Genomic DNA, 12,630 nt, shown 5'->3' with positions numbered 1-12,630 from the left:
GATACTACAAAAACAGCCAAGATAAACCACATCCTAAAAGTTTAAGGATTGTGGCCTGCTTATCTTGGCTGTTATTTTTTACTATTCAAACACAAACTGGTTGTGATAGAGTTCGGCGTAGAAGCCGTTGAGTTTAAGGAGCTGGCTGTGGTTGCCCTGCTCGATGACCTTTCCGTCTTTGAGGACGATGATTTCATCCGCATTGAGAATGGTTTTGAGGCGGTGGGCAATGACGAAGCTGGTCCGTCCTGCGATAATAGCCTCCATAGCCTTTTGAATTTTGGCTTCCGTTACGGTATCGACGTTAGACGTTGCTTCGTCCAAAATCAAGACCTGTGGATCTGTCAAGAGCGTACGGGCAATGGAAATCAGCTGTTTCTGACCTGTCGAGAAGACATTCTCATCATCGGTCACAAAGGTTTCATAGCCCTCTGGCAGGCTCATGATAAAGTCGTGGATATGGGTGGCACGAGCTGCGGTTTCCACCATTTCCTGCGAAATGCTCTCATCGCCAAAGCGGATATTGTCCGCAATGGTACCAGAGAAAAGTACCGACTCCTGCAAGACAATACCGACCTTATCCCGCAAACTATCCAGGTCATATTCCCGAATATCGCGACCGTCAAAGGCCACGCTACCACCATTGACATCGTAGAAGCGGTTAATCAAGTTCATAATAGTAGTCTTACCAGATCCCGTTGGACCAACGACCGCCACCATTTTGCCCTTAGGAGCTGAAATAGACACCTTGTCCAAGACCTTCTGACCTGGCAGGTAGCCAAAGTCGATGTCCTTGATTTCAACACCTTCTTTTAATTCGGTAAATAGCGGAGCGTTTTGAGGACGAACTTCCTCAGGCTCATCAAACATTTCCTGAATACGATGAGCACCTGTGAAAGCCAACTGCAATTCTGCCCAGCTAGATGCAATCTGCATGATAGGCTGGTAATACTGTTGCGAATACTGAACAAAGGTCACGACCAGACCAAGTGCGGCAGCTGTTTCCAGCGAGCTATCATTGAGAACAATGCTAGAGCCTGCAAAGATAACAATGGCAGTATTAACCAAGCTCATACCGTTCATAAATGGAAAGAGAATCCCACCAAACAAACGTCCCTTGAAAGTTGTGCGACGAACTTCTTCATTGAGCTCCAAGAAACCATCAATAGTCTCTTCCTGCACACCCTGTACAATAATCGCTTTTTGTCCTGAAATCTTCTCATCCATGTAGGCATTGAGTCTAGACACCGCAGCCTGTTGCTTATCAGTATATTTCCGTGACAGGCGAATGATAATCACTAGGGCAATCAAAGCAACTGGCGTAGATGCGATAGTTACCAGAGCCAAGCGAGTATCCTGACGGAACATCATGATAACCATACCGATGTAAAGAGCGATATTGGTCACTACCTGAGTCAAGGACTGGTTAAAAGCATTTTGGATATTATCCAAATCACTGGTAAAACGAGAAAGAATATCTCCATCCTTGTGGCTGTCAAAGAAGGCAACTGTCAAGCGTTCCAACTTGCCAAACAAACCTTTTCGCATCCGGTTGGTTGAATGAGCAACGATGCGTGTAAAGAGCAGGGTATAAATCAGGGTCGACACCACCGTCGCCACATAGGCCAACAAGAGATTGAGCATAACCCCATTAAAATCAGCTAGGTCAGGCTTGAAATCTGACTGACCCATTTGCACCGAAGCAAAATAAGCCTGACCAATTTTCCCCATCTCTGCAATAGCATTACCCAGGAAAACAGGTGTCTTAACCTGCAAATAGGTCGCCGTCACAATAGCTAGAAAAATCACAGCAAAGGACAGCTTATAGCGTTTAAAATAAAACCAGAAAAATCTAAGTGTTTTCATAACATGATACTAAGGTCGCCCAGAAAGCAACCGAAAAATAGGAAACCAACGCCGCGTTCCGAAACGCTAGGAGGTTTATCTTTTTTCGAAGCTTTCCGACCGAGTTCAAATACAATCGTACTATATAGACTGCACTTGCTTAGTTTTCCTCCTTCCCTTTCTGTGTTTCGTAAATTTCTCGGTAGACGTCATTTGTCGCTACCAATTCTGCGTGTGTTCCCTGACCAATCAAGCGACCTTCATCAAGAACCAAGATCTTATCAGCTTTGACAACAGAAGAAATCTTCTGAGCAACGATGACCGTCGTTGTCCCCTTCAAATCATGGTTGAGGGCTTCTTGGACCAGCTTCTCAGACTTGGCATCCAGGGCTGAGGTCGAATCATCTAGTACCAAGACTTTAGGATCACTAATCACCCCACGCGCAATGGACATCCGCTGTTTCTGACCTCCTGAGAAGTTATTTCCACGTTCTTCTACTTGGCTCTCATAGGTATCATCCAAGCGGTCGATAAATTCTTTGGCTTGGGCAATACCTGCGGCCCGCTCCAAACGTTCCAAATCTGCACCAGGTGCACCTTGACGCAAATTGTCCGCAATGGTCCCTGAAAAGAGAATAGCTTTTTGCAAAACGATAGACACTGTATCTCTCAAGGTTTCCTGACTGATGTCTTTCAAATCACGACCGCCAATTGACACAGTCCCTTCCTGTGGATCAAACAAACGCGGAATGAGCTGAGCTAGTGTTGATTTACCCGCACCCGTTGCACCGACCACACCGACCATCTGACCAGACTCAATCTCAAAGGAGATATTTTTCAAGGTCGGCTCGGTATCATGCGGATAGGTGAAGCTGACATTGTCAAAGACAATCCGTCCATCCAAGTCCTCTTTTGCACCTTCTTTAAAGGTCATCGCTGGCTCTGTATCTAAAACCTCACTCAAACGTTTAATGGAAATAGCAGCACGTGAAGCCTGCATCCCCATAAAGCTAGTCATGATAATGGCAAACATGATTTGCATGAGGTAGCTCATAAAGGAAGTAAAGCCCCCAACTGCTTCGATATTAGTGTCTAACATCCCTGAAACGAGATAAAGCGACACAAAAATCGCCATGTAGGAGATAAACATCATCAAAGGTTGCAAGATAGAAAAACCATAACCAATAAAGAGGTTAAGATCCAAAAGCTCATTGGATACTTCTTTAAATTTAGCGTATTGATTCTTCTCCTGTACAAAGGACTTAACCACACGAATCCCACGGAGGTTTTCCTTTGCAATGCTGTTCATCCTGTCCATCAGGGACTGGAATTTACCAAAGCGCGGTCCCATCAAGCCCATCACGACTGCCATGATTCCCATGATGATGATGACCATGAGCACGATAATCCACCAAAGTTCTGGCAAAGTGCGCACTGCCATGATAAAGGCACCAACAAAGAGCAGAGGTACCCGCATCAAGATCGTAAAGAGCATCATGACAAGGTTCTGAATTTGGTTGACGTCGTTGGTCATACGAACCACCAAATTCCCTGCATTAAATTCCTCTACATTGGCATAAGAAAAGCTCTGAATTTTCCGAAAGGTCTTCTCACGAATATCCGCAGACACTCCCTGAGAAATCTTAGCTGCCATGATTGTATTGGTCAGACCAGCCAAGAGACCAATTCCCGCAATCAGCAAGAGGAACTTACCGACACGGACAATTTCTTCCTTATCATTAGCCAAAACAGCAGTCAATACATCCTGTAAATAACTAGGTTGCATCAAGGTCGTTGCTACGACAATAGACGTCAACAAGACCGATGCCAAGGCATACCATTTGTAACGTAAAATGGCTTCTTTAAACATGATTCTTCTCCTTATAGTGTTGAATATTATCTTTTAATTGATCGGCTACCTGTCTGATCAAATCAAACTCTTCCTTTTGAATACCTCGAAAGAGAGAGTGGTGCATCTCCTCATGGAAGGATTTTAGGTGACAAATCTTGCTCCGACCTTTCTCTGTCAAGACCAACTGCTTATAGCGTCTGTCAAACTGAGAAGGTAAAACCCGAATAAAGTCATTTTTCTCCATTCGCTTAACTAGATTGCTGGCAACGGATTTGGAAATCTTCAACTCCGCTTCAATGTCTTTGACAAAGGTTTCAACTTCAGACCGTTCTGCTATGAAACGCAGGGCCCATCCCTGTGGTCCAGCTAGGTGCTCCACATCATATTCCTTTGCAATGGTTTCACTGATTTGTTCAATCTGATTTAATAGATTCCGAAAATCTGTAATAGTATGTCCCATAATAGCTCCTTTCTACGAAAATAATTACCATGAGAACTATTATAGTTCTCTTAGGAACTATTGTCAATTATTCCGTTTGCTATTTTCTGAAAATATTTTGTTGTTTCAGCACCATTACTTACTCAAAAACTATAATATATATACTGTATAACTTATATAAGATTTTATGTATCAATTATGGTATAATATATCTAAATTACACCAACTAGAAAGGATTTTTTATGACCAAACAAACCATTGCCATCTTGGGACCCGGTTCATGGGGCACCGCCCTAGGACAAGTTCTCAACGACAACGGTCATACTGTCCGTATTTGGGGAAATGTCCCCGAACAAATCGACGAAATCAATAAAGAACATACAAATAAGCGCTATTTCAAGGATGTTATCCTAGATGAAAACATCAAGGGCTATAAGGATTTGACTGAAGCCTTGGACGGTGTTGACGCTGTTCTTTTCGTTGTACCAACCAAGGTAACACGTCTCGTTGCCAAGCAAGTTGCACAAGCTCTCAAACACAAGGTAGTTGTCATGCACGCTTCAAAAGGCTTAGAGCCTGATAGTCACAAGCGCTTGTCAGAGGTACTGGAGGAAGAAATTCCTGCTGAACTCCGTTCTGAAATCGTCGTGGTTTCAGGGCCAAGTCATGCAGAAGAGACTATCGTCCGTGATTTAACCTTGATTTCTGCAGCTTCAAAAGACTTGGAAACAGCCAGCTACGTCCAAAATCTTTTCAGCAACCACTACTTCCGACTTTATACAAATAATGATGTCATCGGTGTAGAAACAGCAGGTGCCCTTAAAAATATTATTGCTGTCGGCGCTGGCGCTTTACACGGACTTGGTTATGGTGATAATGCCAAGGCAGCTATTATCGCTCGCGGTTTGACAGAAATCACACGTCTAGGCGTTGCTATGGGTGCAAATCCTCTGACTTACAGCGGTCTTTCTGGTGTTGGTGACTTGATTGTTACCGGTACATCTGTCCACTCCCGCAACTGGAGAGCTGGAGATCAGCTCGGTCGCGGTGAAAAACTCGAAGATGTAGAACGCAATATGGGAATGGTGATTGAAGGTATTTCAACAACTAAGGCAGCCTATGAGTTGGCTCAAGAATTAGATGTTTACATGCCTATTACCCAAGCCATCTACAAGGTCATCTACCAAGGTGCAGGTATTGAAGATGCCATCAAAGAAATCATGACGGGTGAATTCCGCCATGAAAATGAATGGTCATGAAGGAGATGCAATGACAAAAAAAGTTAGAAAAGCCGTTATACCAGCTGCAGGATTGGGAACACGTTTCTTACCTGCTACTAAGGCACTTGCCAAAGAAATGTTGCCAATCGTTGACAAACCAACCCTCCAATTTATCTTCGAAGAAGCGCTTCGTTCTGGCATCGAAGATATATTGGTCGTAACTAACAAATCAAAACGGTCCATTGAAGACCATTTTGATTCCAATTTTGAATTGGAATACAACCTCAAAGAAAAAGGTAAAGATGACCTCTTGAAACTGGTCGATGATGCAACGGCCATCAGACTTCATTTTATCCGCCAAAGCTATCCAAAGGGACTAGGAGATGCAGTCTTACAGGCTAAAGCCTTTGTTGGGAATGAACCTTTTGTTGTCATGCTGGGTGATGACCTCATGGACATTACCGATCCTACAGTCACCCCAATAACCAAACAATTGATCGAGGACTACGAAGCAACACATGCTTCTACAATCGCAGTGATGCCAGTTCCACACGAAGAAGTTTCATCTTACGGTGTGATTGCACCTCACGGCGAAGGAGTCAACGGTCTTTACAGTGTTGAAACCTTTGTGGAAAAACCAAAACCAGAAGATGCACCATCTGACCTTGCCATCATCGGTCGATACTTGTTAACACCTGAAATCTTCAATATCTTGGAAAATCAAGAACCAGGTGCCGGCAATGAGATCCAGTTGACAGATGCCATTGATACTCTGAACAAAACGCAACGTGTTTTCGCTCGTGAATTTACTGGCAAACGTTATGATGTCGGAGATAAATTTGGTTTCATGAAAACATCAATTGATTACGCATTGACCCATCCACAAGTCAAAGATAACGTCAAAGACTACATCATCGATCTTGCTAAACAATTCCAAGCTGAAGAAGAACAATAAAAAACTAGCAATCGCTAGTTTTTTTCTTATATCAAATAGAATATCCCTAGTAGAAAAACAATCAAGCTCATATAGCCAATGAAACTGAAAAAAATCTGTTTTCCTGTAAAGAGATTCTTTTCCACAAGAGGTGGAAGGAAAATCACAACCAAGCATCCTCCAATAGCTCCTCCAATATGTCCTGCCATGCTAATGGTTGGATTAAAAAGTCCCAAGACCAAGTTCAATCCCAAAAGGACCATATAACGTTGACCGAGAACCTGTAGATAAGGGCTACGACTAAATTTTCTCAAAAGAGCCATGGCTGCAAATAGACCAAAGAGCGAGGTCGACGCACCTGCGCCAACTACATCTGGTGTAAAGAAGAGAACAAAAAGGTTCCCCATTATCCCAGACAAGAGATAGAGGAGAAAGAAGCGCCGTGACCCAAACAGTCCTTCTAATTGATAACCCAAACCAAGCAAGGTAATGCTGTTAAAGATAAAATGTTCCCAACCAATGTGGACAAAGATAGGGGAAATCAACCGCCACAACTGAGTCGGATCATACCTCACCACTTGACCGTACATACCACCGAATTCAAAAATCGTATAGGCTGTAGTGGTCTGCCCAAATCGAAATATTTGTATCAAAAGAAAAACAAGAGCCGTGACTGCCAACAAGGCATTGGTCACAGGATAGCGCTTATCAAAAAAGTTCTTCAAAAATCAACAACTCCTTTACTGGAATATCAAATACATCTGGTTCAAAATCATAGACTTGAAAGTCTGCCAAGGTCGATACCGTCTCCCCTTGATAATCTGCTAGGTAGCGATCATAAAAACCGCCTCCATAACCCACTCGAAAACCCGCTTGATTCCAAGCTAAACCAGGAACATGGATCAACTTAACCACAGACTTATCCACAGGTTGTGAATAAGTACCAGATTCCCAAACTCCAAACCTGGATTTTACCAAATCATCAGGATTATATTCTACAAAATCCATACGCCCTTGTGAATAGGTCTTAGGGATGAAAATCTGCTTGCCATCCTTTTGAGCCTGTTCAATTATGTAAGAAGTATCAAACTCATGGGGCATGGAAAGGTAGGTCCCAAGCGACTTTGAGCCTTGATAGGCCTCCGAAGCAAGAAGGCGTTCCGTTAACTGCTGGCTCCATCTGGCTCGCTGACTACTAGTCAGGTCTTTCAAACTTTGCAAGACATCTTGCCGAATGCTCTTTTTATCCACAGAAACTCCTTTTCTTTCAGAAAAAGACTGGAAAAACCAGTCTAGTTTGCTTTTATTTTCAAAAAATCGCTCAACTTATCCACAGCAAAGGGAAGCACTTCCTCTTTGGGACTGAGACGAGGATTGTGAAGGGGATAAGGCGTATCCACACCCAACCAGAACATAACACCTGGAACCTTGTTGAGCAGGTAGCCGAAGTCCTCTCCCGTCATAGCAGGTGGGCAGTCAATCATTTCCACGCCGTCGACTTGTTCAAAATAAGTCATCAGTTCATCAGCCAGCTGGGGATTGTTCTCCACAGGCAGATAGCCGCTTGGATTGAGCTCGATCTCCAAGTCCACTCCAAAGGACAGGGCAATTCCCTCTGCTACTTCCCGCACTCGCTTTTGCACCAAGAGGCTCATGTTCTGAGTCAAGGACCGAATGGTCCCGTGCAAAAAGGCCGTCTCAGCAATGACATTGTTGGTCATGCCTGCGTGCATGGAGCCGAAGGTTACCACCGCTCCCTCGATTGGGTCGACATTTCGACTCACAACCGACTGCACCTGGGTCACAAAGTAGCTGGCCGCCACCAAGGCGTCATTGGCGGTATGGGGAAATGCTGCGTGGCCACCCTTTCCTGTAAACCGTATCTTGACTTCACAGGTCCCAGCAAAGAGGGTCGCACGGTTGGTGGCCATTTGACCAACTTTGAGGTCTGGCCGGACATGGAGCCCATAAAATTCATCTGGCAACCAATCCCCAAAAGCACCCGCTTCATACATGAGCATACCACCTGCTAGATTTTCCTCCGCAGGCTGGAACAAGAAGAGAAGGTTGTTTCTCGGTTGCTGCTCTGCCATTTTCTCCAAAAGCCCCAAGGCAATGGTCATGTGGAAATCATGTCCGCAGGCGTGCATTCGGTCTGGGTGGAGGGACTTGAAGTCCAGGTCCGTTTCTTCCACGATAGGCAGGCCGTCAATATCTGCCCGCCAGCCAATGGTCTTTTCAGGAGCAGAACCTGTCAGATAGACCAGGATACCTGTCTTCCATGTACGGACTTGGGCAAAAGAGCAATCTTCCAGCAAGTTCTCAATAGTTTCCATAAGAAAGGCGTGGGTCTTGAACTCCTCCATGCCCAGCTCTGGAATCTGGTGGAGGGACCGGCGTGTCGCGATTAAATCTAGCATAGCTACCTCTTAGAGTGTCCGCAAAGCCTCTTCCAAGGCTGTTTTTTGTTGGGTTTGAGCGTCGATTTCCTTGATGATGCGAGCTGGCACACCTGCCACTACTACGTTTTCAGGGACGTCTTGGGTCACAATAGCACCCGCCGCGACAACAGAGCCGCTACCGATTTGCACGCCCTCGATAACAACAGCATTGGCACCAACCAAGACATTGTCGCCAACACGCACTGGCTCGGCAGAAGCTGGCTCGATAACACCTGCAAGAACCGCACCTGCACCGATGTGGCTGTTTTTACCAACCGTCGCACGACCACCAAGGATAGCACCCATGTCAATCATGGTACCTGGGCCGATTTCCGCACCGATGTTAATCACCGCCCCCATCATGATAACGGCATTATCGCCAATGGTCACTTGGTCACGGATAATCGCACCTGGCTCGATACGGGCATTGACATTCCGCTTGTCAAGCAATGGCACAGCTGAATTTCGGCCGTCTTGCTCAACCACGTAGTCTTCATTTTCAGTCAAGTTTGCCAAAAGGGGCTCGACATCCTTCCAGTCACCGAATAGGACATTGCCAAGCTTTGTCACTTCAGCAGGAACAGGCCCAGCCAATTCACCTTCAAAAGTTACTTTAACAGTTGTCTTCTTCACAGCATTACCAATAAAGGCAATGATTTCTTGTGCAGTCATTTTTTGTGCAGTCATAATATTTTCCAATCTAAAAATAATATTTTTTCTATTATATCAAAATTTTCTGAAAATTTGGGAAGAAATGCAAAAAAATGAAAAAGAGGCCCTCAGTTCCCAATGTTATTAAGTTAGCTAACCTAATAACATTGAGCAGGAGCCAAATCTTTCCCTGTTATTCATTTAATAATGTTTGTGCCTGTTCATGCACAGTTGTCATCGTTTGTTTTAGTTGATCACGAACTGTTTTTAAACTATCCAAAACAGTAGCTCGTGCTTCTTCTGGAATCACTGTCGAGTCATCCCCTAATGTCGCAAATTGTGAATCCAGTGCTGATTTTTGTTGTTCAAGCATCGTTACAATTTGCTCACGATATGGTTTTAAAGTAGTCTGTGCTTCTTCTGGTAACTGAACAATTAGCTCATCAAAGTCAGCAACATAAGAGTCCATCAATGAGTTCAATGATGTTTTATATTCTCCGATAGTCTGAATCGCATCAATTTCTGCATCTGCCAGATAAGTCACTGTTGACTCTTTTAAAGTAACAGTCGAGGATTCAGATGTAGACTCTTTAGTAGAGGATTTCGTTGTGGATGTTTGTTCCGTTGAAGAGCTTTTTGACGTTGTTTCTTCCTTACTATTAGAGCAAGCCACCAAAGTAGTAACTGTTAGAAGAGCTGAGAAAATCAGCAACCATTTCTTTTTCATTATAAAACTCCTTTTGTTTATTACTACTAGATAATATTATTTTTAAGTATGAAAGTCAAGTATATCTAGAAAACAATTTATCTTTTTAGAATATACAAACCAGTAACCCTCTCAAATGCAGAATCATTATGAGAATCGCTAGGTTTTGATGGGATATTTCATACCATTCCTGACTAAACACTCGGATAAAGCTTAATAAGCTTGCAATAGTAATCTGCCAGATTGACTAGAAATTTTATACCGAACAAATTAGCATATTCATCTCCTAAAAATTGTTAATATCCCTAGTATGTATTACCATGCAATTTTGTAAATTTTTACAGTAAGCTACTGGGTCGACTCCATACAGCCCACTGCATGATCTCTAACCAATCCCTGTTGATTTAAGACTAGACCATGAAGAACTCCGCCGTAAACAGCTCCTCCGTCAATTCCCATTTTCCCATCTGGACTGGTCCAGATTTGACTAATGCGAAGTTGAGTTTGAAAGAGGTTATACACAGGTGTATGTCCAAAGACAATTATTTTTCCTGTGGTATTTTCAGCCTCATGGAAAGGGGTGCGTAACCAAACCTTATCATGATTATTGGTTTCACGCCAATCTGGTAAGGTCAAATCAACTCCTGCATGGACGAAGATATAGCGCTCAGTCTCCATATGATAGGGGCAAGATTTGACAAAATCAATCAGGTCCTCATATTGTTCCATCACTGTATTGGCATCCACCAGGCCATCTACCGGTGCATCCAAGGGACGCCCCAGTAAAGAATTGATGGTCGTATCTCCACCGTTTCTCCGATAGTGGTCGTAGCGGTCCAAGGGGTCACGCAGCCAAGCCAAAAACATTCGTTCATGATTCCCAGTCAGGCAGATAGCACCTTTTTCTCGGACTAATTGCCAAACCAACTCTAGACAAGCCTTTGAATTTTCTCCACGGTCAATTAAATCCCCAAGAAAAATCAGCTGTTGCCGCTCTTCATCCCATTTCTTCAAAATATCAAGTAGCAGTTCAAACTTTCCATGAACATCTCCAACTACAAAAAACTCTCTTTTCATAGACTCTATTCTACCATATTTAATAATCAAAGAAAAACTGACCGTTTCCGATCAGTTTGGTTTTCTTACAAACGTGCGTTCAATTCTGCACCGAGTTCTTCAAATCCTGGCTTACCAAGAAGAGCGAACATATTTTTCTTGTAGGCTTCTACACCTGGTTGGTCAAATGGGTTGATCGCATTGAGGTAACCAGAGATAGCAATCGCCAACTCGAAGAAGTAGAAGGTATAACCAAGTGTGAACTCATCTTGTTGTGGAAGGGTCACAAACATGTTTGGTACGCCACCATCTGTGTGAGCAAGAAGTACGCCGTCCGTTGCTTTTTTGTTTACAAAGTCAACGTCCTTACCTTGCAAGTAGCCAAGGCCATCAAGGTCCTCTGCCATTTCAGGAATCAAGATATTTTTTCTTGGTTTGTCAACACGTACCACTGTCTCAAAGATGTTGCGGTTTCCTTCTTGGATGAATTGTCCAAGAGAGTGCAAGTCTGTTGAGAAGTTAGCAGATGTTGGGTTGATACCTTTTTGGTCCTTACCTTCTGACTCACCTGCCAATTGTTTCCACCACTCGCTGAAGTATTGCAGTGATGGCTCGTAGTTAGCCAAGATTTCTGTTACATAGCCTTTTCTGTAAAGGATGTTGCGAACAGCAGCATATTGGTATGCTTCATTTTCAGCAATTTTATCAGATGTATAGGTCGTGCGGGCTGCGTTTGCACCTTCCATAAGGGCATCAATGTCTGCACCAGCTGCCGCGATTGGCAAAAGACCAACTGCTGTCAGGACTGAGAAACGGCCGCCGACATCATCTGGAACAACAAAGGTTTCCCAACCATTTGCGTCCGCTTCAACCTTAACAGCACCTTTTGCCTTGTCAGTTGTAGCATAGATACGCTTGTTAGCTTCTTCTTGACCGTATTTCTTCACAAGCAATTCTTTGAAGACGCGGAAAGCAATGGCAGGCTCAGTTGTTGTACCTGATTTAGAAATCACGTTAACTGAGAAATCCTTGTCTGCCACGTAGTCTACCAGGTCTGCAAGGTAGCTTGATGAGATAGAGTTTCCAGCGTAAAGGATTTGTGGAGCTTTGCGCTCTTCACGTGTTTGCAAGTTTACAAAGGCATTGCTCAAGAAATCAATAGCTGCTTTAGCACCAAGGTAAGAACCACCGATACCGATAACTACCAAAACTTCACTTTCATTTTGGATTTTAGCTGCAGCTTCCTTGATACGAGCAAACTCTTCTTTGTCGTAGTTTTCTGGCAAATCCAACCAGCCAATAAAGTCGTTACCAGGACCTGTTCCTTGACGGAGCATTTGGTCTGCAAGGGTAACTTGTGGTTGCATGTATTCTACTTCTTGAGCTCCAACGAATTGGCCCAAAACTTTTGAATAATCAAATGTAATATGTGTCATGTTTTTCCTCCATTTATGTACCATAATATGATAACGCTTTATCATATTTT

General features: G+C 43.7%; 12 protein-coding genes. 2 read left to right on the top strand and 10 right to left on the bottom strand.

Translation table 11 applies throughout. The features are described from left to right. Positions 1–81: 81 nt before the first annotated feature. The 3 genes from K5Q34_RS03505 to K5Q34_RS03495 form a co-directional block, all read right to left on the bottom strand. A complete protein-coding gene (locus K5Q34_RS03505; RefSeq protein WP_208546555.1) occupies positions 82–1,866 on the bottom strand; it encodes an ABC transporter ATP-binding protein in 1,785 nt (594 codons plus the stop codon). Positions 1,867–2,005: 139 nt separating this feature from the next. Beyond that, a complete protein-coding gene (locus K5Q34_RS03500; protein ID WP_024384182.1) occupies positions 2,006–3,715 on the bottom strand; it encodes an ABC transporter ATP-binding protein in 1,710 nt (569 codons plus the stop codon). Further along, positions 3,708–4,157 (bottom strand): MarR family winged helix-turn-helix transcriptional regulator, encoded by a 450-nt coding sequence (locus K5Q34_RS03495; RefSeq protein ID WP_221864529.1) that lies wholly within the window; start codon positions 4,155–4,157, stop codon positions 3,708–3,710. The genes K5Q34_RS03500 and K5Q34_RS03495 overlap by 8 nt, the downstream gene beginning before the upstream one ends. Before the next feature lie 221 nt (positions 4,158–4,378). Between K5Q34_RS03495 and K5Q34_RS03490 the strand changes: the two genes are divergently transcribed. Both K5Q34_RS03490 and galU read left to right on the top strand, forming a co-directional pair. Then, entirely contained in the window at positions 4,379–5,395 is a 1,017-nt protein-coding gene (locus K5Q34_RS03490) for an NAD(P)H-dependent glycerol-3-phosphate dehydrogenase (protein WP_105134315.1), read from the top strand. Positions 5,396–5,405: 10 nt separating this feature from the next. Beyond that, complete coding sequence (gene galU / locus K5Q34_RS03485) at positions 5,406–6,311, top strand: UTP--glucose-1-phosphate uridylyltransferase GalU (protein ID WP_024407660.1); 906 nt, start codon at positions 5,406–5,408, stop codon at positions 6,309–6,311. A gap of 26 nt (positions 6,312–6,337) precedes the next feature. Here the strand turns inward: galU and K5Q34_RS03480 are convergent, their stop codons facing one another. From K5Q34_RS03480 to K5Q34_RS03450, 7 genes are all read right to left on the bottom strand, one after another. Beyond that, a complete protein-coding gene (locus tag K5Q34_RS03480) occupies positions 6,338–7,015 on the bottom strand; it encodes a rhomboid family intramembrane serine protease (RefSeq protein ID WP_221864528.1) in 678 nt (225 codons plus the stop codon). Continuing rightward, positions 6,999–7,541 (bottom strand): 5-formyltetrahydrofolate cyclo-ligase, encoded by a 543-nt coding sequence (locus K5Q34_RS03475; protein WP_221864527.1) that lies wholly within the window; start codon positions 7,539–7,541, stop codon positions 6,999–7,001. The genes K5Q34_RS03480 and K5Q34_RS03475 overlap by 17 nt, the downstream gene beginning before the upstream one ends. 41 nt (positions 7,542–7,582) lie before the next feature. Further along, the gene (locus tag K5Q34_RS03470) at positions 7,583–8,710 is read right to left on the bottom strand and encodes an N-acetyldiaminopimelate deacetylase (protein WP_221864526.1); all 1,128 of its coding nucleotides are present in this window, start codon (positions 8,708–8,710) and stop codon (positions 7,583–7,585) included. A 9-nt stretch (positions 8,711–8,719) separates the two neighbouring features. Further along, a complete protein-coding gene (gene dapD, locus K5Q34_RS03465; protein WP_221864525.1) occupies positions 8,720–9,418 on the bottom strand; it encodes a 2,3,4,5-tetrahydropyridine-2,6-dicarboxylate N-acetyltransferase in 699 nt (232 codons plus the stop codon). A gap of 157 nt (positions 9,419–9,575) precedes the next feature. Further along, complete coding sequence (locus K5Q34_RS03460; protein ID WP_024407665.1) at positions 9,576–10,109, bottom strand: hypothetical protein; 534 nt, start codon at positions 10,107–10,109, stop codon at positions 9,576–9,578. Between the two features lie 327 nt (positions 10,110–10,436). Next, positions 10,437–11,165, bottom strand: a complete 729-nt coding sequence (locus tag K5Q34_RS03455; protein ID WP_221864524.1) for a metallophosphoesterase family protein — start codon at positions 11,163–11,165, stop codon at positions 10,437–10,439. Positions 11,166–11,230: 65 nt separating this feature from the next. Further along, entirely contained in the window at positions 11,231–12,580 is a 1,350-nt protein-coding gene (locus K5Q34_RS03450; protein WP_221864523.1) for a glucose-6-phosphate isomerase, read from the bottom strand. Between the last annotated feature and the right edge of the window lie 50 nt (positions 12,581–12,630).

Origin of the sequence: Streptococcus sp. 2018110, assembly GCF_019754115.1 — a bacterium.
Classification (GTDB): Bacteria; Bacillota; Bacilli; order Lactobacillales; family Streptococcaceae; genus Streptococcus; species Streptococcus hashimotonensis.
The sequence above is the reverse complement of the archived record's forward strand: the minus strand, read 5'-3'. Positions and strand labels throughout refer to the sequence as shown.

Bases quoted from the DNA above. Each gene is read 5' to 3' on its own strand.
- K5Q34_RS03505 (WP_208546555.1), bottom strand. From the start codon at position 1,866: ATGAAAACACTTAGATTTTTCTGGTTTTATTTTAAACGCTATAAGCTG.
- K5Q34_RS03500 (WP_024384182.1), bottom strand. From the start codon at position 3,715: ATGTTTAAAGAAGCCATTTTACGTTACAAATGGTATGCCTTGGCATCG.
- K5Q34_RS03495 (WP_221864529.1), bottom strand. From the start codon at position 4,157: ATGGGACATACTATTACAGATTTTCGGAATCTATTAAATCAGATTGAA.
- K5Q34_RS03490 (WP_105134315.1), top strand. From the start codon at position 4,379: ATGACCAAACAAACCATTGCCATCTTGGGACCCGGTTCATGGGGCACC.
- galU (WP_024407660.1), top strand. From the start codon at position 5,406: ATGACAAAAAAAGTTAGAAAAGCCGTTATACCAGCTGCAGGATTGGGA.
- K5Q34_RS03470 (WP_221864526.1), bottom strand. From the start codon at position 8,710: ATGCTAGATTTAATCGCGACACGCCGGTCCCTCCACCAGATTCCAGAG.
- dapD (WP_221864525.1), bottom strand. From the start codon at position 9,418: ATGACTGCACAAAAAATGACTGCACAAGAAATCATTGCCTTTATTGGT.
- K5Q34_RS03460 (WP_024407665.1), bottom strand. From the start codon at position 10,109: ATGAAAAAGAAATGGTTGCTGATTTTCTCAGCTCTTCTAACAGTTACT.
- K5Q34_RS03455 (WP_221864524.1), bottom strand. From the start codon at position 11,165: ATGAAAAGAGAGTTTTTTGTAGTTGGAGATGTTCATGGAAAGTTTGAA.
- K5Q34_RS03450 (WP_221864523.1), bottom strand. From the start codon at position 12,580: ATGACACATATTACATTTGATTATTCAAAAGTTTTGGGCCAATTCGTT.